Below are 23,826 nucleotides of genomic sequence, written 5' to 3' on the forward strand. Positions count from 1 at the left end.
GTTGCACAGCCGCCACGGCTGTCCTGTGCCGCTGAGAGCGAGAGACGAGCCCGACACCGTGCCCCCGTCGACCGCGCTCCCCCTGACGGGCGGCTGCGGGACCTACGCTCGTACGAAGCCGTGGCTCCGCTCCACTTTCGCCACATGCAGCGTGTAGCTCTGGTACCACTCGGCTTTCCCGCGCTTCTGCGCCGCGCGGTGCTCGGTGTTGCTCCGCCACTGGGTGAGGGCGTCGGCGTCGCGGAAGTACCCGACGGTGATGGACAGCCCACCAGGTGTGTGCGCCTGGTCCATCCCGAGGAACCCGGGGACGTCCTTCACCAGGTCTTCCATGCGTGCGGCGGTCTCGCTGTAACCACTCTGGTCCTGGGTGCGCACCGCGGTGAAGACAGCCACGTAGTAGGGGGGGTCGTAGGCCTCGACCGGTGTGACAGGCGCTTCGGAGTGATGGCTCATGGCGCCACTGTAAGCAGCCCAGACGGCGGCCACAGTGGCACACCGGCCGAGCAGTCGAGTCGGCCGGCCCAGCTTTCAGTTGCCCGGACCGCAGCGGTACAGCACCTGGGCGGTGGCCGTTCCGGTCGCGGCCGAGGCTGCCGTGTCCGTGCTGCCGTAGGCCGACGCCGGGACGCGGGTGCAGGTGGACCGGACCCACTGGGTGATCCGCGCGGTGGTCGTCGTACCGGACCCCGTCCCGCCGCCGGCAGCGCCGGACATGAAGCCGCCCATGCCGCGACCGCCGCCCACCAGCACATACCGGAGTCTGCCCGAGTCGACGAGCTGCCGGAACTGCGTCTGTGTGGGGAACGGCACCCTGCCGCTGAACCCGCCGAGCGGCAGGACATGGGCGCCGGCGGCGAGAATGTACGGGGACGCGCTGTTCCAGCCGGTGGTGGCGAAGGCGTACGAGGCCGAGCCCTGGTGCGCGCTCGTGTAGGCGAGCAACTTCCGCTGGGATGTGGTGAGTCCACCGTCCGAACCGATGCCACCGAAGCCACCGGTGCCGCCGACGCCGCCGCCGACGACTGCTCCGACGCGGGAGGCGTCCCGCGTGGCCCCGTCCCGCCGCAGTCGCCCGGTCCGGCCGCTCGCCGACGTGAACGGCGACGACGACCTCGGTGACCCGGAGGCCGCGAAGGACGCACGGCCGCGGTTCGTGGCGGACGGGCCGACCGCTCCCATGCCGGTACTGCGGTACGAGGGGTTGAACACCTGCACCGCCCACGCGCCCGGCGCGATCAGCACCGCGGCCAGGGCCGCGGCCAGGCCGGTGAGGGCGATCCGTCGGCCGGACGGAGTCCGACCGCCGGGGCGGGCCGGCGCCAGCAGGACGACGGCGGCCAGACCGAGCACCCCCACCACGGGCGCCAGCCACGGCAGGAACGACGGGAACTCCCCGGCGAGATACGCGCTCCACCCCGCCGTCGCCGCCACCGCACCCGGCAGCACCCACGCCCGTCGGCCACCGGCCCGGTAGGCACGCCACATCAGTACGGTGCCACCGCCCGTGAGCGCGGCCAGCGGTACGGCGATCACGCCCATGTAGTACGTGTGGCCGCCGACGCTGCCCGCGCTGAAGACCAGGAAGAACGTGGCCAGCCAGGTGCCCCAGAGCAGGAATCCGGCCCGGATCCCGTCGGTGCGCGGTCGCCCCCGGCGCCACAGCAGGCCGCAGACGACGGAGACGGCGGCGAACGGGTACAGCCAGCCGGTCTGTGAGGCGAGCGATGTGCCGAACATCTTCGACCAGCCGTTCTGGTCACCGCCGCCGGTGAAGCCGTTCTGGCCGGCCGCGTGCCGTGCGCCTGCGGCACGCACTCCCGCAGCGGCTCCGGCACGCTCTCCCGTAGCGCCTTCCGCACCGCCTCCCCTCCCGCCCTGCGTCGCGCTCACGCTGCCCGTGGAGGCGGCGCTGATGCCGAGCGAGGAGAAGCGGTTCAGGAAGTTGTAGCCGATCACCATGCTGAACGCGGAGTTGTTGGTGGTGCCGTCCACATAGGGCCGGTCCTTGGCCGGCGTGAAGGTGACGGCGAGCATCCAGGACAGCGAGACGGCGGTCATCACCAGGGCGGACACGCCCAGATGCACCAGCCTCCTGCGCAACGCGATCGGCGCCGACAGCAGATACACCAGGGCGAGGGCGGGCAGTACCGCCCACGCCTCCAGCATCTTGCTCTGGAAGCCGACACCCACCCACACACCGGCGAGCACCAGTGTCCGTAGCCTCCCGTCCCTGGCGGCCCGTTGGGTCGCTTCGGCGGCGAGCAGCACGCACAGCGTGAAGGCCGGGTCCTCCACCGCCGTACGGAACAGCCCCACGGCGACCGGCGTCAGCAGGAACGCGGTGTCGGCGACGAGCGCGGCGTTGATCCCCGCCCAGCGCCACACCAGCCGGTGCAGCACGAACAAGCTCGTCACTCCCTCCACGACCTGGGGAAGGACCAGCGCCCATGCGTGAAAACCGAAGATCCGGGCGGACAACGCCTGCGGCCAGAGGAATCCGGGCAGTTTATCGAGCGTGATGGAATTCCCGGGGTCGAAAGAGCCGAAGAAGAACGCCTTCCAGCTCTCCGTCATGCTGCGCGCGGCATTGGCGTAGAACGTGTGGTACTGGCTGTGGTCGATGCCCCAGGTGTAGAGCACGGCGGCGAGCACGGCGATGACCAGCAGCGCTGGGCGGGCGTACGGGGGTGCGGGTTCACGGACTTTCAAGGCCATGCCCAGCAGTGTTCGGCACGGCGCGAGCCCGACATCCAGAAGCGCGCCTTTTCAAGGGAATTCTTGTCGTCCCCAGAACAGGCCTTTGAACGCACGGCCTGAATTTCAACCCGCGAAGAGGATTTCATTACCTGCCGATGCCCCGTACGGCCTCCTAGCCCTCGTACGGCCGCGCCTCCCGCGCCTCCCTCAGCCCCCGCCCCCACCACATCAGCTGGTCCAGCATCCGCTTCGCCGCCACCTCCGCCCCCACCGGATCCTTCAGCCTCCCGCCGTCGAACGCCGCGCCCGCGTTGTGGAAGGACACCGTGTCCCGCACCGTCACGGCGTGCAGCTCGGCGAAGACCTGGCGGAGGTGCTCCACCGCGCGCAGGCCGCCCGAGAGGCCGCCGTAGGAGGCCAGGGCCACCGGCTTGGCCTGCCATTCCGTGAAGTGCCAGTCGATCAGGTTCTTGAGGCCCGCCGGGTACGAGTGGTTGTACTCGGGGGTGAGGACCACGAAGGCGTCGGCGCCGGCCAGCTTCGGGGTGACGGCGGACAGGACCGCCTTCGCCTCCGGCGTCGGTTCGAGGGTCGTGGGGAGGGCGAGGTCGGCCACGTCCACCACCTCGGTGACCAGGTCGTCCCGGTCGCGCATACGGCCGAGGAGCCACTCGGCGACGACCGGGCCGAAGCGGCCGTGGCGGTTGCTGCCGAGGATCAGAGTGACGTGGAGCGGGGCCTCGAGGAACGGGGCGTCACGGAGCGGGGCGTCATGTGTGATCTGCATGCGGGACAGCCTGGTACCTCAAGTTTGGTGGAGGTCAAGCCCTTGCCGCCGCCCACGGGTCACCCGTTCACCCGCGCACCCTGCGCCCTTCGGGTTCTCTTCCGCCGGCCCCCACCTCACGCCGATGACCTGCTGAGATTCTCCCCTTCCCGCCCCTCCTCCCACCTTCCTGACACCCATTCACCCCATTTCTGACACACCCTCAGGAAGCGCGCTCCGCCGGCTGCGACTTACCTCGGAAGAGCAGAGGACATCAGCGAGAGCTCGAGGGAGCACCGATGCGACGTACCGCCCGTCTGCTTGCCGGTACCGCGCTCACCGTCGCAGCCGCGGGGTTCGTGGCCGCGCCCGCGTACGGCGAGTCGGACGGCGGCAGTCTGGAGGTGTACCCGTCCTCGGTCGTGCCGGGCGGGCAGGTCACCGTGAACACCTCGGCGTGCGGCGACGGCGGTACGGCGGCCGGTGACGCGAGCGCGGTGGGCGCCGGTGCCTTCACGCTGGCGCCGACCACGCACGCGGGCGACGCGATCGGGCAGTTCCGGGTGCCGCCGAGCGCGCAGCAGGGGACGTACGAAGTCGACGCGACCTGCGCGGAGGGCGGCCGGGAGGTCTCCGGCGACCTGGTGGTGACGCTGAGCGCGGCGCGCGGGCAGGTGCAGCCCCGGGGAAGTGTGAAGACGGGGGTCGGCGGTGTGATGGGCCCCGACCCCGTACAGACCGCGGCCGGTGTGGCGGCTCTCGCCGTCGCCGCCGCGGGCGGTACCTGGCTCCTGCATCGCCGGGCGAGAGGCGACGGGATCTGACGGACACCCTCCGCTGTCCGTCCGCCGGTACCGCATGTCCCTCCCCCTCCGGGTCCGACGCCCCTCGCGGCCCGGAGGGGGAACGGGTCGATCCCTGGATCCCTAGGAGGCTCGCGTGCGCCGATTCAGCAATGCCGCCATAGGTGCGGTCACCGTGGCCGCCCTGTGCAGCGGCGCGTGGCTCCTGCGCAGTGGTGCGGAGACACACGCCCCGCCGCAACCCTCCGCCGCCCAGGCCCACTCCGCGGCTCACGCCGACCCCCGCTCCGCGCCCGCGATGCCCCCCTCTCCGCCCGACCGCATCCGTATCCCCTCGATCCACGTGAACGCCCCTCTCATGGGCCTCGCCCTCACCCCCACCGGCAGCCTCGACGTCCCGCCCGCGGCGAAGAAGAACCTCGCCGGCTGGTACGAGGCCGGCACCACCCCCGGTGCGAACGGCACCGCGGTCGTGGCCGGCCACGTCGACAACGCCGACGGTCCCGCCGTCTTCTACGACCTCGGCGCCCTGAAGAAGGGCAGCCGCATCGAGGTGGACCGACGGGACGGAAGCGTCGCGCTGTTCGGCGTGGACGCGGTGGAGGTGTACGACGCCCGGCGCTTCCCCAACCAGAAGGTGTACGGCGCCGCGGACCGGCCCGAGCTACGGGTCATCACCTGCGGCGGCGGGTACTCCCGGTCGACCGGCTACCAGGGCAACCTGGTCGTGTTCGCGCATCTCACGGGGAGCCGTCGCTGACCGCTCTCGCAATGGTCCGCGCGCATTCCAGCGACTCCGTGTGCGTGGTGTCGACCACCAGGTCGTACTCCACCCCCTGATGGACCAGCTCCGCCTGCTTCTCCGCCATCCCCGGCGGCCGGTCACCCCGGGCGATCTCCCGGCCGGCCGCCACCGCGGCCTCGCACCGCACGCCGACCCACAGCACGTCCAGCCCGGCGAGTGTCCTGCGCCACCGGTCCTGGGACTCCGGCCCGCCGAGGAAGACGTCGTCGACGACGGCTCGGGCGCCCGCGCGCACGGTCGCCGCGACCCCCTCCCGCCAGGCCTGCTCCAGCCTCCGGAACTCCGGACCCACCTGCACCTCGCCGTCGTCCGAGACCAGCGAGGCCTGCAGCGACGCGGGCAGCAGCCCGATGAACCCGTCGATCGAGAAGGCCAGCCACGGCTCCGGCAGCACCGCCTGCAGACACCGCACGAGTCCCGACTTGCCGGAGCTGGAGCCGCCGTTGAGCACGATCACCTGGGTCGTCATCAGTGCACCGTAGCGTCGGACGGCCTCCTGCTCGTAGGCGATTTTCGCGACCCCTGTGCGTCGAGCTCGGCGAAGATGTCGGCGATGTACTACGAACTCAAGGCCAGTGGGACGCACGCCACAGTCACGGACAGGCGATCACGGCGTATGCGAAACGGCGCGCCGTGCCGGCGGTGAACGGCTCGTGGACGACGCGACGGAGCCGTACGGCGACGGTGTCGCGAATCATGACGTACCGGACAGTCTCCACGGCGCTTCCCCCTGGGCGTGAGCTGGTGAAACCCGATGTCATCAGCCTCGCCGCGGACCCGGTCGTACACGATGGGGCCTGCACGGAAACCGGGGGTTCGGTTCACCCCACCCCGGCCGATCTCACACCACACCCCCGGCGCGTTCTCCGAACCCTCACACCCCGCCCGCGCTCCTGAAGAGGGCAGCGTTCCTCGCGAGAAACAGATGTGATGCTGCCGGGTAACACCCGCACCGCACGCTCCTAGGCATGACCTCGAATACGCGTGTGGTGGTGATCGGCGCCGGCCTCGCGGGCGTCCGTCTCGCCCGGCGGCTCGGTGAGCTCGGCACGCCCGTGACGCTGATCGGCGAGGAGGAGCACCGCCCGTACAACCGGGTGCTCCTCGCCGAGGTGCTGGCCGGGCGGTACCACCCCGAGGTGATCGCGCTGCCCGCCCCTGCGGAGCTGACCCGCGGCCGGGTCACGGGCATCGACCGCGAGGTGCGAGCCGTACACCTCGCGGACGGCTCGAAGATCGCATACGACACGCTGGTCCTGGCCACCGGCTCGAACCCCGTACTCCCGCCCCTGCGCGGCCTGTTCACCCCGGACCACGAGCTGCCCGAGGGCGTGCACGCGTTCCGCACGATGGACGACTGCCTGGGGCTCTCGAAGGCCGTACGGCCGGGCGTGCGGACGGTTGTCATCGGCGGCGGGCTCCTCGGGGTCTCCGCGGCCCGCGCGCTCGCCCAGCGCGGCGCGCAGGTCGTGCTGGCCCAGCAGGGCGAGCGGCTCATGGAGCGCCAGCTCGACCCGAGCGCCTCGAAGCTCGTGAAGCGGCACCTCAAGGACCTCGGCGTCGAGGTCCACACCGAGACCCGCGTCCGTGACGTGCGCTGCGTCGGCGGCGCGGTCCGCTCGGTCGAGATGCACGACGGGTACGCGCTCGACGCGGACCTGGTGGTGCTGGCCTGCGGGGTCCACCCCCGGGTGGGCCTCGCCCAGATCGCCGGTCTCGAGGTCCGCAAGGGCATCGTCGTCGACGACGAACTCCGCACCTCCGACCCGCACATACGGGCGATCGGCGACTGCGTGCAGCACGCCGGCACCGTGTACGGGCTCGCCACCCCGGCGCTCGAACAGGCCGAGGTGCTCGCCGAGTTGCTGGCGGGTGCGGCCGGCAAGGCGGGCGCCCGCTACACCGGCACCCGTTCGCTGACCCGGCTCACCCTCGTCGGGCACGACTCCCCCTTCGACCTCGCGGCGTTCGGCGAGACGGAGCCGCGTCCCGGGGACGACGTCGTCCAGCTGGCGGACGCCACCCGCGGCACCTACCGCAAGGTCGTCGTCCGCGACGACCGCCTGGTCGGCGGGGTCCTCGTCGGCGAACTCGGCACCGTCGGCGCGCTCGCCCGCGCCTGGGAGGGAGCAGAGCCGCTCCCGTCCGACGGCGCCCCGTTGCTCCACCTGCTCACCAACGATGGAGGCTCCTGATGTCCACCGGCACCCCCACGATCGTGCTCGTCGGCCACGGCATGGTCGGCCAGCGCTTCCTCGAAGCGCTCGCCGAGCGCGGCCTGACCGCCACGCACCGCGTGGTCGTGCTGTGCGAGGAGCCGCGTCCCGCGTACGACCGCGTAGCGCTCACCTCGTACTTCTCGGGCCGGACGCCCGAGGAACTCTCCATGACGGACATGGAGTTCATCAACGACCACGGCATCGAGCTCCACATCGGCGACCCGGCGGTCTCCGTCGACCGCGAGACGCGGAAGGTGACGGCCAGGTCCGGACTGGTGGTCGACTACGACGTCCTCGTCCTCGCCACCGGCTCCTTCCCCTTCGTACCCCCCGTCCCCAACAAGGACGCCGAGGGCTGCTTCGTCTACCGCACGATCGAGGACCTGCTCGCGATCGAGGAGTACGCGAAGACCCGTACGACGGGCGCGGTGGTCGGCGGCGGTCTGCTGGGCCTCGAGGCGGCCGGCGCGCTGAAGGGCCTCGGACTCACCTCCCACATCGTGGAGTTCGCGCCCCGGCTGATGCCCGTCCAGGTCGACGAGGGCGGCGGCGCGGCCCTGCTGCGCACCATCGAGGAGATGGGCCTGACCGTCCACACGGGCGTCGGTACGCAGGAGATCGTGGTCGACGGGTCCGGTGCCGTGACCGGCATGAAGCTGTCGGACGGTTCCGAACTCGCGACGGACCTCGTGGTGTTCAGCGCCGGTGTACGGCCGAGGGACCAACTCGCCCGGGACTGCGGCCTTTTGGTCGGTGAGCGCGGTGGCATCGCGGTCGACGAGCAGTGCCGTACGGTCTCCGACCCGCACGTGTTCGCGATCGGCGAGTGCGCGCTGGCCTCCGACGGCCGGGTGTACGGCCTGGTCGCCCCCGGTTACGAGCAGGCCGAGACGGCCGCCGCGACGATCGCCGCCGACGAGGGCGAGGAGTTGACGTTCACCGGCGCCGACCTCTCGACCAAGCTGAAGCTCCTCGGAGTCGACGTCGCCTCCTTCGGTGACGCGCACGGCGCGACCGAGGACTGCCTGGACGTCGTCTACTCCGACTCCCGCGCCGGCCTGTACAAGAAGCTGGTCATCGGCCGCGACGGCACGCTGCTCGGCGGCATCCTGGTCGGCGACGCGGAGGCGTACGGCACGCTCAAGGCCTTCACCGGTTCGGTCCCCCCGGTCTCGCCCGAGTCGCTGGTGCTGCCCGCCGGCGCCGGGGAGTCGGTCCAGCTCGGCCCGACCGCGCTGCCGGACGACGCGATCATCTGCTCCTGCAACAACGTCCGCAAGGGCACGATCCGCGGGGCGGTCACCGAGCACAACTGCACCACCGTGCCCGAGGTGAAGAAGTGCACCAAGGCCGGTACGACGTGCGGCAGTTGCGTCAAGGTGCTCGGCCAGCTGGTCACCGCCGAGCTGGAGGCGTCCGGCGTCGAGGTCGACAAGGGCCTGTGCGGCTGCTTCTCGCAGACCCGCGAGGAGCTCTACGAGATCGTCCTCGCCCTGCGCATCAACACCTACCAGGACCTGCTCGACCGCTACGGCCGCGACGAGGCCAAGGGCGGCGACGGCTGCGAGGTCTGCAAGCCGGCGGTGGGCTCGATCATCGCCTCCCTGGCCCCGACGATCGGCGCGAGCGGCTACGTCCTGGACGGCGAGCAGGCGGCCCTGCAGGACAGCAACGACCACTTCCTGGCCAACCTCCAGAAGAACGGCTCGTACTCCGTCGTCCCGCGCATCCCCGGGGGTGAGATCACCCCCGAGGGTCTGATCACCATCGGCGAGATCGCCCGCGACTTCGGCCTCTACACGAAGATCACGGGTGGCCAGCGGATCGACATGTTCGGCGCGCGCGTCGAGCAACTCCCGCTGATCTGGATGCGGTTGGTGGACGCCGGCTTCGAGTCGGGCCACGCGTACGGCAAGGCGCTGCGCACGGTGAAGTCCTGCGTGGGCTCCACCTGGTGCCGCTACGGCGTCCAGGACTCGGTCCGGATGGCGATCGACCTGGAGCTGCGCTACCGGGGGCTCAGGTCTCCCCACAAGCTCAAGTCGGCGGTCTCCGGCTGCGCCCGCGAGTGCGCGGAGGCCCAGTCGAAGGACTTCGGCGTCATCGCCACGTCGAACGGCTGGAACCTCTACGTCGGCGGCAACGGCGGCGCCACCCCGCGCCACGCGGACCTCCTGGCCCAGGACCTCACGGACGCCGAACTGATCAAGCTGATCGACCGGTTCCTGATGTTCTACATCCGCACCGCCGACCGCCTGGAGCGCACGTCGACCTGGCTGGAGCGCATCCCCGGCGGCCTGGACCACATCCGGGACGTGGTCGTCGAGGACTCCCTCGGCATCTGCGAGGAGCTGGAGTCCCTGATGGCGGCGCACGTGGCGAACTACGCCGACGAGTGGGCGACCACCATCAACAACCCCGACAAGCTCGCCCGGTTCGTGTCCTTCGTGAACGCCCCCGACACCCCCGACCCGGTCGTCGGCTTCGTGCCGGAACGCGACCAGATGAAGCCCGACCTGCCGCTGCTGTCCATCGGCATGCGCCCTGCTGAAGACGTCCTGGAAGGAAGCGCCCAGCGATGACCCTGGCACCCGAGACGACCGATCTGAAGGTCCAAGTACAGCTGGCGGACGGCTGGTTGACGGTCTGCGACCTCACCCAGCTGGTCCCCGGCCGAGGCGTGGCGGCACTTCTGCCCGACGGCCGCCAGGCGGCCCTGTTCCGCGACCGCAACGGCACCCTCTACGCCATCGACAACCGCGACCCCTTCGGCGGCGCGGCGGTCCTCTCCCGCGGCCTCACCGGCACCCACCAGGGCCGCCCGTTCGTCGCCTCGCCCCTGCTGAAGCAGCGGTTCGACCTGGGGAGCGGGCAGTGCCTGGACGACGAGACGGTGCGGGTGGCGACGTACGAGGTACGGGCGGCGTGAGCCTGCCGAATGCGGCTTTCTTGACCGATCGTTCTCATTGAACCTAGGCTGCGGTCCGTGGCCAGGACCAAGGAGTTCGATCCCGAGGCCGCGCTGCAGGCAGCCCTGGAGCTGTTCTGGCGGCGCGGCTACGAGGCGACGTCGATGTCCGACCTGGTGGAACACCTGGGCATCGGCCGCGCCAGCATCTACGCGACCTTCGGCAACAAGCACGACCTGTATCTGAAGGCGCTGGAACGCTACGACCGGGCAGGCCTCCCGCCGATCGTGCGGGAGCTGTCCCGGCCGGGCCCGGCACTGCCGGCGGTCCGAGCGGTCGTACGCCGCTACGCCGCCGAGGCGTCCGACGCCCTACTCCGCCTGAACGGCTGCCTGGTGACCAACACCGCGGCCGAACTCGCCCCGCACGACCCGGCGGCGGCCCGACAGGTCGAGCGCAACTGGGACCAGTTGGAGACGGTCCTGCACTCGACGCTGCTACGGGCCCAGGCACAGGGCGAGTTGGCGGCCGACCGCGATCCACTCGCCCTCGCCCGCATGCTGCTGGTGCTGCTGCAGGGCCTGCGGGTGGTGGGCAAGGCGTCCGACGACCCGGCCCGGGTGCGGGACGCGGCGGAACAGGCGCTGGCGCTGCTGACCTGATACACCCCTCCTCACCGGGAGGGGTGGTTTCTGTTTCCGCGCCTTTATATTGAACCGTTCGGTCAAGAAAAGGGGAGATCATGACCAGGACCCGCTTCACGGACAGGACCGCCCTCGTCACCGGCGCGGGATCGGGGATAGGCCGGGCCGTCGCCCTGGCCCTGGCCTCCGAGGGCGCGCGGGTCGTCGTGGCAGGACGGCGACGGGAACCGCTCGACGAGACGGTCGCCCTGATCGAGCGGACCGGGGGCAAGGCGCTGGCGGTCACCGCCGACGTCACGGACGGCACGGACGTAGAGGCCCTGGTCTCCGCCGCCGTGGACGACTTCGGCTCACTCGACGTGGCCGTCAACAACGCGGGCGTCTTCCGAGGCGGGCAACCCTTGGCCGACCTCCCGGAGCAGGCCTGGCGGGACCAGCTGAACACCAACATCACCGGCGTCTTCCTGACACTCCAGGCCGAGATCCGCCAGATGCGCCGGCAGCCCTCGGGCGGCACGATCGTCAACATCGCCTCCACCTTCGGCGCCCACACCCGCGTCCCCGGCGCCGCCGCCTACGCCGCCACCAAGGCCGCCGTCTCCGCCCTCACCCGGGGTGCCGCCCTCGACCACATCCGCGAGGGCGTCCGCATCAACGAGGTCAGCCCGGGCGCCGTGGAGACCCCCATGTCCCTACGCCCCGGCGAGACGGAGTCCGACCGCACCACCCGCGCCGCGGCCACCCTCCCTCTCGGCCGCGTCTCGACGACATCCGAAGTCGCCGCCGCCGTCCTGTACTTGGCGTCGGACGACGCGTCCTCGGTGGTGGGGACGGACCTGGTGGTGGACAGCGGGGCTACGGCCTGAGGCACCGGCCCTCGGCACGCAAGTCCTGTCGGCACTGGCCTGCTTCAGCCCTTCAGGGCGTCGTACGACACCCCCGTCAGCCGCTCGGAAGCAGCCCAAAGGCGCGCTCCCGCCTCGTCGTTGAGGGTCCAGGGCGCCCGCCACGACGGCCTCGGCGCCCCGCGCCACATCATGAACGGCGGCCCGGTGAACGAGTCCTGCTGTACGTCGGCCGCCGTCGCCGCGTACAGGACGGGCAGCGCCCCCGCCTCCGCCGACTGCGCGAAGACCATGTTGCCGAGTTCCATCACCCGCCCCGTCAGCCGACGCCCCTCCATCCGTGGCCCGGCGCCCTGCAGGTTGGTCGCCGCGTAGCCGGGGTGGGCCGCGGCCGCGACCATGTCCGCTCCCTGCGCCGCCAACCTGCGGGACAGCTCGTGGGTGAAGAGCAGGTTGGCGGTCTTGGAGCGGGCGTAGGCGATCCAACGGCGGTAGCGGCGTTCGCTGTTGAGGTCGGCGATGTCGATGTTGGCGAGCGCGTGCATCCCGCTGGAGACGGTCACGACGCGGGCGCCCGGGGTGGCCAGCAGCACCGGTAGGAGGAGGCCGGTCAGGGCGAAGTGGCCCAGGTGGTTGACGCCGAACTGGGTCTCGTTGCCGTCCGCCGTCGTGCCGTACGGCAGCGCCATCACCCCGGCGTTGTTGACGAGCAGGTCGAGGTGGTCGTACCGGAAACCGTCCGCGAAGTCGCGTACGGATCCCAGGTCGCCGAGGTCCAGTCGGCCGAACTCGACCACCGCGTCCGGGACTTCGGCGAGGATCCGGTCCGCCGCCGCGTTCCCCCGCACCTCGCTGCGGCACGCGAGCACCACCCGCGCCCCCTTGCGGGCGAGCTCCCGCGCGGTGACGTACCCGAGCCCGCTGTTGGCGCCGGTGACGACGGCGATGCGGCCGGTCAGACCGGGGATGTCGTTGGTGGTCCAGCCGGGCATGGCCGAACTCCCTTCGGAGCGCGTGTGCGGAGCCTGCTGTGCCCAGCCTAGGAGAGGTGGGCGCGGGCGCACTCCTCCGGGCAGCCGGTCTCGCCCGAAGCGGAAAGGCACCATGTCGCCGACTCCGCGACCGTTGGCACTGCGAATCACTCGTCCGTGTCGTCGTCTCCGCTCCGCCCGGCCTCCGGTTCCCTGGTGAGCCGGGTCGCAAGGTGGTGGGCGACGGTGACGTCCTGGTATTCCCGAACGGGGATGACCGGGTCCGGTAGGTGGGTCCGGTCGCTGTGGCTCGTCGACTCTCGCTTCCCGGTGCCGGGGAAGCGGACGACTGTCTGGGGTTCCTGCGTGAAGCGGAGCCGTTCGGCGTGGACCGTCGACCGGAACATGATGTCCCCCACCGGGCTCCCGGCGCCCGCCCCTCGCGTTCAGGGCGGCTCCTCCGGCTCCTTGGCGGTACGTAGGCGACCGGACCTCGGCGGCAGCTTCCCATCGTCTCCGCGTGCCCGGCGCGTACGGGTGCCGCCTTGACTCCGGCCGGCCCGGCCCCGTTCTCCCTCCGCGCCCTTGCGCGCCGCACGCGGCTCGGCCAGCTCGGTCCGATCCGCAGTGGCGTCGGCGGTCTCCGCTGTGTGCGCGACGGAGCCGCCGCCGGCCCGTACCGCGTCACCCGCCGCTTCCGTCACACCCGCAGCCTGTCCGGCCACGCTCCCGGCGGTGCCGCCCACCACCTCGCTGGCGCTTCCGACGGTCCGGCTCGTCTCATGGCCGACATCCTCCACCGCGCGTCCGGCACCACCGCCCACCTCCTGAACGGCCCTCCCGGCTCCCTGACCGACATCCTGTACGGCGGCTCCGGCGCCCCATCCGACCTCCTGGACGGCCCTTCCGGCACCCGTACCCAGCTCCCCCACGGCGTGACGTGCTCCGACGCCGACATCCTGCACGGCGGACCCGACTCCACGCGCCAGCTCGTGAAGGATCTCCGGGTTGCGGTCGAGCGTGGTGAGCACTCGGTCGATGATCTGTGCGACGTGGTGGAGGCGCACCTTGAGCTGGGCCTGTGCCTCGACGCCCGAGATGCCCAGATGTACCCGGCCGAGCGAGACGTCGGCGCCCACATTCAGTTTGAGCAGATCCAGCACCTCGGCCTGCAGCGAGACATGCGCCCGCAGATCCTCGACGTCCAGGTCGATCTCGTCGTCCTTCCCCGACCAGCCATCAGGCGTTCGCCACCACCGGCGTCAGGCGTGCCGTGCTCCGCGGCGAACGGGAAGCGGTCAAGGCGAAAAAAAATCTGTGGATCTTCGCGGCAACCTTTTCGGCCTCTCGGACCACTAAGCGTTGTCCGGCCAAGTGGTCCGGTCAGATGCAACGGCTGAAAGAGAGCACAGGCATGTCCCCGGAACGAGAGCACAGACATGTCCCCGGCCCACCCACGTCATCGGTGGCGTCCCGCGTCGGCGGCCACCGTGCCGACGGCGACGCCCGCGGTGATCGCCCGAAGCATCGTGGCCGTCGGTTGCTCGCGCGTCGGGGTCTCTGGGCGGGTCTCGCCATGGTGGTCGTGGCCGGCTCGGCTGTCGTGGTCAGCCAGGCTTCGGCGCAGCAAAAAACCCTGGATCTGAAGAAGTGGTACGTGCTGGTCAACCGCAACAGCGGCAAGGTGCTGGACGACCGCGCCTTCGCCACGAAGGACGGCGCCGAGGTGGTGCAGTGGAGCCGTCACGGCGGGGCCAACCAGCAGTGGCGGTTCATCGACGCGGGTGACGGGTACTACCGGCTGCAGAACCGGAACTCCGGCAAGGTGCTGGACGACCTCGGCTGGTCGAAGACCGCCGGCTCCGCCATCGTGCAGTGGAAAGACCTGAACGGCACCAACCAGCAGTTCAAACTGTCCAAGTCGCCGGACGGCTATGTGCGTCTGGTTAATCGCTTCAGTGGCATGGCCGTCGATGTCCACAACGCCGCCAAAGCCAACGGGAGCGGTGTCGTCCAGAACCGCGACCGGGGCGGCGCCGATCAGCAGTGGAAACTCGTCCCGGCCGGGAGTGTCGGCAGCTCCGGTACGCCCACCGCGCCGAGCAGCAGCGTTCCCAGCAGCCCGGCTCCGAGCAGCTCGCACCCGTCGTCGACGCCGTCTCCCGTGGCCGGTGGCGGCAGCTCGTCGAAGCGTTTCCTGGGCAGCAGCACGGTGCTCGTCGGCGGCTCGATGTCCGACGCCTCGGCGGCCGCCGCGCCGTTCGACGTGCGGTACGCCTATGTGCACAGCCAGCCCGCGCCCTCGTCGGACTACTACACGGCAGCGAAGTGCCACGACGACTGGTCGGGTTGGTGGGGCTGCTGGAACGGCAGCACCACGGCGCCCGGCACGTACGTGACCTGGCGGGACGACGTGGTGTCCCAGGCGACGTACAAGGGCAGCTCGCGTCCGCAGAAGATGCTGTGGACCTGGTACTCGTTGCGCGACCTCGGCGATGCGGCGGGCGAGGGCGACGGTCCGGGTGAGGTCAAGGCCATCAACCGGACCGACCTGCTCACCCGCTACCTGAACGACTACCGCTTCTTCCTCCAGAAGATCGGCAAGACGCAGGCCGCGATCGACCTCGAGCCCGACTTCTGGGGCTACGTCCGCTCGCTCGGCGATCCGCACCAGGTTCCCGCACAGGTGAAGAGCGCCAATCCGACGGACTGCGGATCGCAGGAGAACAGCGCCACCGGGCTCGCCCAGTGCCTGATCTCGATGGCGCACAAGTACGCGCCGAACGCCGAGGCGGGGATGCACCTCTCCTGCTTCGACTGGCAGACCAACACGCAGGCCTGCGTCAAGTCCTACGAGAGCTTCGGGGCGAAGAACGCCGACTTCCTGGCCACCGATGTCTCGGACCGCGACGCGGGCTGGTACGCACAGCCGGCCCACGGCGGCAGTGACCACTTCTGGAACGACCAGAAGGCCGCCGCCGCGCTGCAGTTCTACAAGACGATGTCCGAGTCCGTGGGCAAGCCGGTGGTCCTGTGGCAGATCCCCGTGGGCAACATGGCGCAGAACAACACTCTCAACCATTACAAGGACGACAAGGTGGACTGGTTGTTCGGGCACATGGACCAGGTGGCGAACGCCCATGTCGCCGGCCTGTTCTTCGGTCCAGGGCAGCAGGAACAGACCTCGGTCGAGACCGACGGCGGAAACCTGATCAACAAGACGATCGCGTACCACAACTCGGGCGGTACAGCACTCAAGTAGACGAAGCTGACGAATGCGCCCCCATCTCTTCGGTGGGGGCGCATTTCGTCATCTTCGTCGGGCTGAGGCCTTCTCCGGTCGGCGCCGGCCATGCCGCCGTCGGTGCGGGCGCCGATCGAGGCAGCCTTGGCGAAGGGGATGATCGTGCTGACGCAGGACCAGGAGCCCACCCATCAGCCCGACAAGCCTCGCCGAGCCTCCGCCTGGTCCCCAAACGATGGGAACCCCAGCCGGCGCACGGCTGGGGTTCCTCGAGGCGGTGAGCAGCGGTCAGCGGGTGGAGGTGCCCGCGCCGTAGGCCGCTCGTCTACGCGCCGGTGCACCGCACCCGATCGCCATCACCGTGGATCAGGCGGGTCAGCGCTGCAGGGTGAGGACACCCGGCCGCCACGGCAGTCGGTCGTAGGGGCCGGTCGCGGTGGGGGACTTGCCCTGGTAGAGGAACTGCAGGTGGCAGGGGTCGATGGTCATGGTCTGGTCGGGGTTGTTGCGGACCAGGTCGCCGTGGCTGATGTCGTTGGTCCAGGTGGCACCGCTGTTGGCCTTGCCCGCGAAGGGGTTGCTCTCGCCGGCGGCCTGCGGGGTCCAGGAACCACTCAGGCTGGAGGCGGTGAACGAGCGGAAGTAGCGCTGCTCGTTCGCACCCCGAGCCTCGACGATCATGAGGTACTGGTTCTGGCCCTGAACCTTGTAGACCTGCGGCGCCTCGAACAGGTTCTTCGTCGAATCGCTCATGACCGTCGTGTACGACGAGCCGAAGTTGCCCGGGAAGTTCCCGATCGGCATGCTCGCCCGGTAGATCTTGCCGTTGTCGCCGGCGAAGAACAGGTACATGTTCTGGCCGTCAGCGATCAGGGTCTGGTCGATCGGGCCGGTGGCGGATTCGGTGCGGGGGATGCTGCCGGTGAACAGCGGCTGCGGCGCGGACCAGCCGTTGGGGTTGGTGGGGTCGCTCGACGTGCGGTAGACGAAGGGCGACGCGCCCCACTGGGACGCCAGCACCCAGATGTTCTTGGGCGCGAAGTAGAACAGTGTGGGCGCCACCGCTTTCTGGCTCATGCCGGTCTGGCCGGCCGACACCATGTCCGCCCAGTTCGTGAAGGGCTTGAACATCATCGAGCCGTACGACGATCCCGACACGCTCGACGCGTAGACCAGGTGCTTGCCGTTGTACGTCACGGTGGTGAAGTCCTTCACCGCGTCCCACCCGTTCGCCGGCTGCGCCAGCGGACCGGTCGAGCTCCACCGGTACGTCGACGGAAGAGCACACGTGGCGCCCGTCCGCGTGGGCGTTGTCGGGGCCGACGTCGACGTCCTGAAGTTCCAGCGCTGGTTGGCGCCGCCGCCGTTGGAGTCCCAGATCTGGACGGGGGTGCCGTTGGCGGTCTTGCCGCCGGGGGTCTCCAGTGCTCGGCCGCCGGCGACGTTGGTCAGGGTGTAGGAGCCGTCGCCGTTCCGGGCGGCCTTCCAGTGCTGGTTGGCGCCGCCGCCCGAGTCCCAGACCTGCGTCTTCGTACCGTTGCCGGTCTGATTGCCCGGCTCGTCCAGGACTCGGCCGCTGGCGATGTTGGTCAGCGTGTAGGAGCCGTCGCCGTTCTTGGTGGCCCGCCACTGCTGGTTGGCGACACCGCTGGCGTCCCACACCTGGAGCGGGGTGCCGTTGCCGTTGTATCCCGCGGGCTCGTCGAGAACGCGTCCGGCGGCCGCGTTGGAGAGCGTGTAGACGGTGCCGGAGGTGATGTCCCCGGCCGTCGTACCGCCGCCCGCCGTGCCCCCGCCGCTGCTGCCGCCCAGGGTGGTGAGTACCGCGTCGTAGGCGGGCTTCTTGTTACCACTGTTGTCGAACAGCAGCGGGTTCTCACCGGTGCGCCAGGAGTCGCTGTCGCGGATGCCCCACACCGTGATGCCGGTGCAGCGAGCGACGTTGAGGCAGTCCTGCACGGTGTTGACGTACGCGGTGGCGGACGCCTGGGCGATGTCGAGTTCGGTGATCTGTACGTCCACGCCGAGCGCGGCGAACTTGGACAGCGTGGTCTGGAAGCCGGCCGACAGGCCGCCGGCGCCGAAGTGGCTCTGGAAGCCGACGCAGTCGACGGGCACACCGCGGGACTTGAAGTCCTTGACCATCGCGTAGACGCCCTGCGTCTTGAAGCGCACAGCAGCAGGCGCTTGGGCCACGAACCGGCCGTTGTTGTCTGACTCTGGTCGACGCCAAAAGCCAGCAGCGTGGCTGAGGCCGGCGGGGGTGCAGCGAGGCATACGCGTGCGTGGTCCGGTCGACGCACCCGCCGTCGTGGCTGACTGTCTTCGGCTGAAGCTCAGACGTTCCGAGGCCCAGCCTCCACCCAGGGTGCTCCAAGGCAAGGAGGGCGTGCCATTAGCGTGCCAGGTCGTGCGGGGAACCACGGGGTATAGGCAATGCTTCAGTGCTAGCCCAAGCACTGTCGGGACTCCGCCACAGGTCAGCCCAGCAACCGCCCCTGGATCACCTTAGCTTCCCAAGCTGATGGCGGTACACCGGGGTCGGCCTTGACACAGACAGACAGCGGCAGCTCCGTGCGGTCCTGACCTTGCTCCTTTGCAGGCACCGCGTTGACTGTCACGATCAAGCCGTCGCCAACCTTTCGAAGATCGCAAGCCGCCTGGACGCCTTCATGGACCTGATGGGCCCAGTGATCGGCGTCATGCTGCTGACCGTAGGCATCGAGACCTACCGCAACGGTGGATCCATGGGCTGGCCCATCGCGGGAGCGGTCCTACTTGTGATCAATCTCTGGGTGGCCTGGCGCCGCCTCGCCAGGCGCCGGAATCCGACCCCCTCGCCGTAGCGACGCCACGCAACCGCCAGCTTCTGACATCCACGGCTGACATCAACGACGCCGGATGGGGGCGTACACCAGCACCCTTGTCCGGCCGTCGCATCAGTCGACGGCCGCAGCCGAAGCAGGCTCGGATCGAACTCCTAATGCGGTGCTCACGCACGAGCGCCCTCCCGGGCCGTCCTGGGGCCGTGGAAGGGCGCTCAATGATGACCAACGTCGACAACTGCCGACAGCTCAGCAGCAGGTCAGGACGCCGATCGTGCAGGCGGCCGCAGGTCACGGCCGCCGATGATCAGTTGTGACTATGGAGGATCTACTCATTCTCAGGACGGCCGGCCCTGACCCGGGCTTGAGGGGCTGCCCGTGCCGGGGCTCGCAATTCATTGCGGCATTCCCGATCCAGGACGGTCAACTGCTTTAAGATGAATCCCGGTATCACGTGCATAACTACCAAGGCGGAAGCAGCGGCTTGGATTATCGCAGAGCTGGACGTTAGAGCTATTACAGCGGCAATTGTCGAAGCGGCCACAATGACAGAAAAGAGAGGTATCATGTAGTAATTATCGATATTCCACGCGACATGTCGCAGTTTCACATCGCCCATCAACTCTTCGTCTCTCACGAACTCTTCCCATTTGCGATAAACCGACCCCTGTCCAATTTCCTCCCCCGGTGGCATCGAAGTGTGACGCAGGATGAACAGCCCGCGTTTGAGTACTGCGAATAGGCAAGCGCACGCTAGTGTCACATAGAGTAGATTGAGAAGCAGGATGACTACTGCCGCCAAGCCAGCCAACGGCAGACCCGTTGCTTTCACGATTGAAGTCATAACGTCGCTCTTGGATAGCGCAAAAAAGGCAGCAACTCCGGCGAAGTATACAAATGATATTTGAAACGCCTTTTCCATAAAGAAGGCGACTTCGGACCTTTGCGCCTCAAAGTTGTATCCGTTTGCCATCTATGCCCACCTCTTCACGGGAGATGAAGTCAACGTAGAAATGGGACTCCGCCTTCCCTAGCCCCTTTGGGTAGGATTTCCAGCTATATCGCCCTACCGAGAAGCGCACCTTGAGCAATCGCAATACAGCCCAACCGCATGTCTTTAGTGAGAAAGTCAGCGGGTTTTCAATATAGAATCGGCGGGTTGAAGTGCCAACTTTCACGGACCTGTCATACAAGACGTTTCCATGTTTACTCAACCTCCTTAGCACATCTGCGTCTTCACCTGGTTCCATCGCTTCGTCGAAGCCACCCACCGAGTAGAAGGAACTTTTCCTTACCGCCAGGAACGTTCCTACACCCTGCGCCACGCCAAAATTTGAAAGCGTTCTTAGGTAAGCGTCCATGAGTAGGTAGCACGCCCTTGAAAAGGCGGATCCGTTAATCGGCGCCAAACGAAAATGAATAGCAACGTTCTGCTCATCGGCGAGCACCTCTGCTGCCCTCCTAAGTGCTACGCCGGGTATGGCGGCATCAGCGTCTACAAATAGAATAAATTCGCTACTTGCATGCTTAGTTCCATTATTTCGGGCTACGGCCGGACGGCCTCCGGTGACTAGGTGAACGCCATTCCGATGAGCTATCCTCCGGGTTTGATCACCGGAATCATTGTCGGCAACTATGATTTCCGCAACCTCGGGGAAGCGTCGGAGATTCGCCAGCAGTCCCGGAAGCCACTCCTCCTCATTCCACGTTGGGATGACAGCGCTGAAGCGGGCGTCTCGCTTCTCCCGGGCGCTGTACACGTACTTCCTTCCGTGGTGCCGCCTATTGGATCAGGTTAGGACGGGGGTCCGACAGATGCACTGCTGTCGACTCCAATGGAGTGATTCCCGTGTTGGGAGACATGGCTTGGTAGTCGTCGAGCGCCCGTCGAAACATGGCGGCCCCGAGGGGAACGCCGGCCGCGCGCTGGGCCGTCCAAGGGTGGCCAACGACGACCAAAGGCGACCGGAAGCGTGCAGTTCGTCGGCGGGGTGCAGGGTGACCCTGCACCCCGCCGACGAGCCGTTTCAAGTGCCAATGACTGTGCGTTTGTCATGTCCCCTTGTCCGCACAGGCCAGCAGGCTCAACCAACCGCAGGGCACAACGAGGGCACAACGGCCTCGCACGAGGCCAACGGCAACCAACGCCTGCAAACGCCATTTCGCCTGGTCAGCGACTTAGCTTGACAGCCCCCGCAGATCATGCCCGAAGGGGCGGCACCTCCGCACAAGGTGCCGCCCCTTCGTTTTCGTGATCCGGAGCCGCCGCCCATCGGTATTGAGGGTCGGGGACGGGCGGCGGCTCCGGGGTCGGGGAGTGGTCAGCGGTGGTCGCTGCCCGCCGACTGCGTGGCCGCGCGCCCCGCCTCCAGCCGCGCCACCGGGATCCGGAACGGCGAGCAGGAGACGTAGTCCAGACCCACCTCGTGGAAGAAGTGGACCGACTCCGGGTCACCGCCGTGCTCACCGCAGACGCCGAGCTTGAGGTCGGGCCGGGTCTCGCGGCCCGCGATCGCGGCCGACCTGACCAGGGAGCCGACGCCGTCCCGGTCGATCGTCTCGAAGGGGCTGACGCCGAAGATGCCCTTCTCCAGGTAGGCCGTGAAGAACGAGGCCTCCACGTCGTCCCGGCTGAAGCCCCACACCGTCTGGGTGAGGTCGTTCGTGCCGAAGGAGAAGAACTCCGCGGCCTCGGCGATCTGGCCGGCGGTGAGGGCGGCGCGCGGGAGCTCGATCATCGTGCCGATCGCGAGCTTCAGCTTCGTGCCGGTCGCCGCCTCGACCTCCGCGATGACCTGGTCGGCCTCCTCGCGTACGATCTCCAGCTCCTGGACGGTGCCGACGAGCGGGATCATGATCTCGGCGCGCGGGTCGCCCTTGGCGTTCTTGCGCTCGGCGGCGGCCTCGGCGATCGCCCGTACCTGCATGGTGAACAGACCGGGGATGACCAGACCGAGGCGTACGCCGCGCAGACCCAGCATCGGGTTCTGCTCGTGCAGACGGTGGACCGCCTGGAGCAGCCGCAGTTCGTTCTCGTGCGGGTCCTTGCGGGACTCCGCCAGCGCCACGCGCACCGACAGCTCGGTGATGTCGGGCAGGAACTCGTGCAGCGGCGGGTCGAGGAGGCGGACGGTGACGGGCAGACCGTCCATCGCCTTGAACAGCTCCACGAAGTCCGCCTTCTGGAGCGGGAGCAGCTCCTTCAGGGACTCCTCGCGCTCGGTGTCCGTGTCGGCCAGGATCAGCCGCTCGACCAGCTCACGCCGGTCGCCGAGGAACATGTGCTCGGTCCGGCACAGGCCGATGCCCTGGGCGCCGAACCGACGGGCGCGCAGCGCGTCCTCGGCGTTGTCGGCGTTGGCGCGCACCCGCAGACGGCGCATCCGGTCGGCGTACCCGATGATCCGGTGTACGGCCTCGACGAGCTCGTCGGCGTCGTCGGCACCGGCGTGCATCCGGCCCTCGAAGTACTCCACGACCGGGGAGGGGACCACCGGGACCTCGCCCAGGTAGACCTTGCCGCTGGAGCCGTCGATGGAGATGAGGTCGCCCTCCTCCACCACATGCCCGCCCGGCACGGTCATCCGCCGCCGCTTGGTGTCGACCTCCAGCTCCTCGGCACCGCAGACACAGGTCTTGCCCATGCCACGTGCGACGACGGCCGCGTGCGAGGTCTTGCCACCGCGCGAGGTCAGAATGCCCTCGGCCGCGATCATGCCGTCGAGGTCGTCGGGGTTGGTCTCGCGGCGGACCAGAATGACCTTCTCGCCCGACCGCGACCACTTCACGGCGGTGTACGAGTCGAAGACGGCCTTGCCGACGGCCGCACCCGGCGAGGCGGCGATGCCGCGACCGACCTGCTCGACCTTCGCGTGCTCGTCGAAGCGCGGGAACATCAGCTGGGCGAGCTGCGCACCCGTCACCCGCTGGAGCGCCTCGGCCTCGTCGATGAGCCCCTGGTCCACGAGCTGCGTGGCGATACGGAAGGCCGCACCGGCCGTCCGCTTGCCGACGCGCGTCTGCAGCATCCACAGCTGCCCGCGCTCGATGGTGAACTCGATGTCGCAGAGATCCTTGTAGTGGTTCTCCAGGGTCTCCATGATGTGCATCAGCTGGTCGTACGACTTCTTGTCGATCGTCTCCAGCTCCGCGAGCGGAACGGTGTTGCGGATTCCGGCGACGACGTCCTCGCCCTGCGCGTTCTGCAGGTAGTCGCCGTAGACGCCCTGGTGGCCGCTGGCCGGGTCACGGGTGAAGGCGACTCCGGTGCCCGAGTCCGGACCGAGGTTGCCGAAGACCATCGAGCACACGTTCACGGCCGTACCGAGGTCGTGCGGGATGCGCTCCTGGCGGCGGTACAGCTTCGCCCGGTCGCCGTTCCAGGAGTCGAAGACCGCCTTGATGGCGAGGTCCATCTGCTCCCGCGGGTCCTGCGGGAAGTCCCGGCCGGCCTCCTTCTTGACGATCTTCTTGAAGGCGGTGACCAGCTTCTTCAGGTCGGCGGCGTCCAGCTCGGTGTCGACCGTGACCTTCTTGGTCTCCTTGGCCTTGTCGAGGGCGTCCTCGAAGAGCTCGCCCTCGACGCCGAGGACCGTCTTGCCGAACATCTGGATGAGGCGACGGTACGAGTCCCACGCGAACCGCTCGTCGCCGGCCTGGTCGGTGAGGCCCTTCACGGACTTGTCGGAGAGCCCGATGTTCAGAACCGTGTCCATCATGCCGGGCATCGAGAACTTCGCCCCGGAACGGACGGAGACCAGCAGGGGGTTGTCGGCCTGGCCGAGCTTCTTCCCCATCCGCTGCTCCAGCGCGTCGAGGTGCGCACTCACCTCGTCACGCAGTGCCGCCGGCTCCTCGCCGCTGTCGAGGTAGACCTTGCAGGCTTCCGTCGTGATCGTGAAGCCGGGGGGAACGGGGAGTCCCAGGTTGGTCATCTCGGCGAGGTTCGCGCCCTTGCCACCGAGGAGGTCCTTGAGGTCCTTGTTTCCCTCGGTGAAGTCGTAAACGAGCTTCGCACCATGGGGTTCTTTGTTTTCCGACACGGGTCTCGACTCCCTCGAGGACGCGGTGGCTGCCCTGACGGCGAGGAACATAC

General features: G+C 68.8%; 21 protein-coding genes. 9 read left to right on the plus strand and 12 right to left on the minus strand.

Translation table 11 applies throughout. The annotated features are described in order from the left end of the window. Positions 1-102 precede the first annotated feature (102 nt). From ACWC09_RS01780 to ACWC09_RS01790, 3 genes are all read right to left on the minus strand, one after another. Entirely contained in the window at positions 103-456 is a 354-nt protein-coding gene (locus ACWC09_RS01780) for an antibiotic biosynthesis monooxygenase family protein (RefSeq protein WP_450847480.1), read from the minus strand. 75 nt (positions 457-531) lie between these two features. After that, positions 532-2,718 carry a glycosyltransferase family 39 protein gene (locus tag ACWC09_RS01785; protein WP_450847482.1) on the minus strand — a complete coding sequence of 729 codons (2,187 nt, stop codon included), beginning with the start codon at positions 2,716-2,718 and terminating at the stop codon, positions 532-534. A 154-nt stretch (positions 2,719-2,872) separates the two neighbouring features. Next, positions 2,873-3,487, minus strand: a complete 615-nt coding sequence (locus tag ACWC09_RS01790) for an NADPH-dependent FMN reductase (RefSeq protein WP_450847484.1) — start codon at positions 3,485-3,487, stop codon at positions 2,873-2,875. A gap of 278 nt (positions 3,488-3,765) precedes the next feature. On the opposite strand from ACWC09_RS01790, the gene ACWC09_RS01795 reads away from it, so the two are divergent. Together ACWC09_RS01795 and ACWC09_RS01800 are read left to right on the plus strand one after the other, a co-directional pair. Then, on the plus strand, positions 3,766-4,290 hold the full coding sequence (locus ACWC09_RS01795) for a hypothetical protein (protein WP_450847486.1): 525 nt from the start codon (positions 3,766-3,768) through the stop codon (positions 4,288-4,290). A 115-nt stretch (positions 4,291-4,405) separates the two neighbouring features. Further along, positions 4,406-5,029, plus strand: a complete 624-nt coding sequence (locus tag ACWC09_RS01800; protein WP_450847488.1) for a class F sortase — start codon at positions 4,406-4,408, stop codon at positions 5,027-5,029. Here ACWC09_RS01800 and cpt read toward each other — a convergent pair. Together cpt and ACWC09_RS01810 are read right to left on the minus strand one after the other, a co-directional pair. Further along, complete coding sequence (gene cpt / locus ACWC09_RS01805; RefSeq protein ID WP_450847489.1) at positions 5,010-5,543, minus strand: chloramphenicol phosphotransferase CPT; 534 nt, start codon at positions 5,541-5,543, stop codon at positions 5,010-5,012. The two genes, ACWC09_RS01800 and cpt, sit on opposite strands and share 20 nt — an antisense overlap. 124 nt (positions 5,544-5,667) lie before the next feature. Continuing rightward, positions 5,668-5,793 (minus strand): hypothetical protein, encoded by a 126-nt coding sequence (locus ACWC09_RS01810; protein ID WP_450847491.1) that lies wholly within the window; start codon positions 5,791-5,793, stop codon positions 5,668-5,670. 249 nt (positions 5,794-6,042) lie between these two features. On the opposite strand from ACWC09_RS01810, the gene ACWC09_RS01815 reads away from it, so the two are divergent. From ACWC09_RS01815 to ACWC09_RS01835, 5 genes are all read left to right on the plus strand, one after another. Next, a complete protein-coding gene (locus tag ACWC09_RS01815) occupies positions 6,043-7,269 on the plus strand; it encodes an NAD(P)/FAD-dependent oxidoreductase (protein WP_450847493.1) in 1,227 nt (408 codons plus the stop codon). Further along, positions 7,269-9,875: a nitrite reductase large subunit NirB gene (gene nirB / locus ACWC09_RS01820; protein WP_450847494.1), complete on the plus strand. Its 2,607-nt coding sequence runs from the start codon at positions 7,269-7,271 to the stop codon at positions 9,873-9,875. Before ACWC09_RS01815 ends, nirB begins: the two co-directional genes overlap by 1 nt. Continuing rightward, complete coding sequence (gene nirD, locus ACWC09_RS01825; RefSeq protein ID WP_450847496.1) at positions 9,872-10,222, plus strand: nitrite reductase small subunit NirD; 351 nt, start codon at positions 9,872-9,874, stop codon at positions 10,220-10,222. The genes nirB and nirD overlap by 4 nt, the downstream gene beginning before the upstream one ends. A 57-nt stretch (positions 10,223-10,279) precedes the next feature. Continuing rightward, complete coding sequence (locus ACWC09_RS01830; protein ID WP_450847498.1) at positions 10,280-10,864, plus strand: TetR/AcrR family transcriptional regulator; 585 nt, start codon at positions 10,280-10,282, stop codon at positions 10,862-10,864. 80 nt (positions 10,865-10,944) lie between these two features. Next, entirely contained in the window at positions 10,945-11,712 is a 768-nt protein-coding gene (locus tag ACWC09_RS01835) for an SDR family NAD(P)-dependent oxidoreductase (RefSeq protein WP_450847500.1), read from the plus strand. A gap of 44 nt (positions 11,713-11,756) precedes the next feature. On the opposite strand, the gene ACWC09_RS01840 is transcribed toward ACWC09_RS01835, so the two are convergent. The 3 genes from ACWC09_RS01840 to ACWC09_RS01850 form a co-directional block, all read right to left on the minus strand. Further along, complete coding sequence (locus ACWC09_RS01840) at positions 11,757-12,683, minus strand: oxidoreductase (protein ID WP_450847502.1); 927 nt, start codon at positions 12,681-12,683, stop codon at positions 11,757-11,759. A 146-nt stretch (positions 12,684-12,829) separates the two neighbouring features. Further along, positions 12,830-13,081 carry a hypothetical protein gene (locus tag ACWC09_RS01845; RefSeq protein ID WP_450847504.1) on the minus strand — a complete coding sequence of 84 codons (252 nt, stop codon included), beginning with the start codon at positions 13,079-13,081 and terminating at the stop codon, positions 12,830-12,832. Between the two features lie 27 nt (positions 13,082-13,108). Further along, entirely contained in the window at positions 13,109-13,825 is a 717-nt protein-coding gene (locus ACWC09_RS01850) for a hypothetical protein (RefSeq protein ID WP_450847505.1), read from the minus strand. A gap of 413 nt (positions 13,826-14,238) precedes the next feature. Here ACWC09_RS01850 and ACWC09_RS01855 point away from each other — a divergent pair, with 413 nt between their 5' ends. Further along, complete coding sequence (locus ACWC09_RS01855; protein WP_450847507.1) at positions 14,239-15,924, plus strand: RICIN domain-containing protein; 1,686 nt, start codon at positions 14,239-14,241, stop codon at positions 15,922-15,924. Positions 15,925-16,281: 357 nt separating this feature from the next. Here the strand turns inward: ACWC09_RS01855 and ACWC09_RS01860 are convergent, their stop codons facing one another. Continuing rightward, positions 16,282-18,081, minus strand: coding sequence for a non-reducing end alpha-L-arabinofuranosidase family hydrolase (locus ACWC09_RS01860; RefSeq protein ID WP_450847509.1), 1,800 nt, complete (start codon positions 18,079-18,081; stop codon positions 16,282-16,284). A gap of 506 nt (positions 18,082-18,587) precedes the next feature. Between ACWC09_RS01860 and ACWC09_RS01865 the strand changes: the two genes are divergently transcribed. Further along, a complete protein-coding gene (locus ACWC09_RS01865) occupies positions 18,588-18,752 on the plus strand; it encodes a hypothetical protein (protein WP_450847510.1) in 165 nt (54 codons plus the stop codon). A 307-nt stretch (positions 18,753-19,059) separates the two neighbouring features. Here the strand turns inward: ACWC09_RS01865 and ACWC09_RS01870 are convergent, their stop codons facing one another. The 3 genes from ACWC09_RS01870 to ppdK form a co-directional block, all read right to left on the minus strand. Then, positions 19,060-19,704, minus strand: coding sequence for a hypothetical protein (locus ACWC09_RS01870; RefSeq protein WP_450847512.1), 645 nt, complete (start codon positions 19,702-19,704; stop codon positions 19,060-19,062). Continuing rightward, positions 19,682-20,491, minus strand: a complete 810-nt coding sequence (locus ACWC09_RS01875) for a glycosyltransferase (protein WP_450847514.1) — start codon at positions 20,489-20,491, stop codon at positions 19,682-19,684. Before ACWC09_RS01875 ends, ACWC09_RS01870 begins: the two co-directional genes overlap by 23 nt. Before the next feature lie 561 nt (positions 20,492-21,052). Beyond that, positions 21,053-23,773 (minus strand): pyruvate, phosphate dikinase, encoded by a 2,721-nt coding sequence (gene ppdK / locus ACWC09_RS01880; protein ID WP_450847516.1) that lies wholly within the window; start codon positions 23,771-23,773, stop codon positions 21,053-21,055. Between the last annotated feature and the right edge of the window lie 53 nt (positions 23,774-23,826).

The organism is Streptomyces sp. NPDC001617 (assembly GCF_053596855.1).

Bases quoted from the DNA above. Each gene is read 5' to 3' on its own strand.
- nirB (WP_450847494.1), top strand. From the start codon at position 7,269: ATGTCCACCGGCACCCCCACGATCGTGCTCGTCGGCCACGGCATGGTC.
- ACWC09_RS01780 (WP_450847480.1), bottom strand. From the start codon at position 456: ATGAGCCATCACTCCGAAGCGCCTGTCACACCGGTCGAGGCCTACGAC.
- cpt (WP_450847489.1), bottom strand. From the start codon at position 5,543: ATGACGACCCAGGTGATCGTGCTCAACGGCGGCTCCAGCTCCGGCAAG.
- ACWC09_RS01815 (WP_450847493.1), top strand. From the start codon at position 6,043: ATGACCTCGAATACGCGTGTGGTGGTGATCGGCGCCGGCCTCGCGGGC.
- ACWC09_RS01785 (WP_450847482.1), bottom strand. From the start codon at position 2,718: ATGGCCTTGAAAGTCCGTGAACCCGCACCCCCGTACGCCCGCCCAGCG.
- ACWC09_RS01870 (WP_450847512.1), bottom strand. From the start codon at position 19,704: ATGGCAAACGGATACAACTTTGAGGCGCAAAGGTCCGAAGTCGCCTTC.
- ACWC09_RS01865 (WP_450847510.1), top strand. From the start codon at position 18,588: ATGGGCCCAGTGATCGGCGTCATGCTGCTGACCGTAGGCATCGAGACC.
- nirD (WP_450847496.1), top strand. From the start codon at position 9,872: ATGACCCTGGCACCCGAGACGACCGATCTGAAGGTCCAAGTACAGCTG.
- ACWC09_RS01795 (WP_450847486.1), top strand. From the start codon at position 3,766: ATGCGACGTACCGCCCGTCTGCTTGCCGGTACCGCGCTCACCGTCGCA.
- ACWC09_RS01855 (WP_450847507.1), top strand. From the start codon at position 14,239: ATGGTGGTCGTGGCCGGCTCGGCTGTCGTGGTCAGCCAGGCTTCGGCG.
- ACWC09_RS01840 (WP_450847502.1), bottom strand. From the start codon at position 12,683: ATGCCCGGCTGGACCACCAACGACATCCCCGGTCTGACCGGCCGCATC.
- ACWC09_RS01835 (WP_450847500.1), top strand. From the start codon at position 10,945: ATGACCAGGACCCGCTTCACGGACAGGACCGCCCTCGTCACCGGCGCG.
- ACWC09_RS01790 (WP_450847484.1), bottom strand. From the start codon at position 3,487: ATGCAGATCACACATGACGCCCCGCTCCGTGACGCCCCGTTCCTCGAG.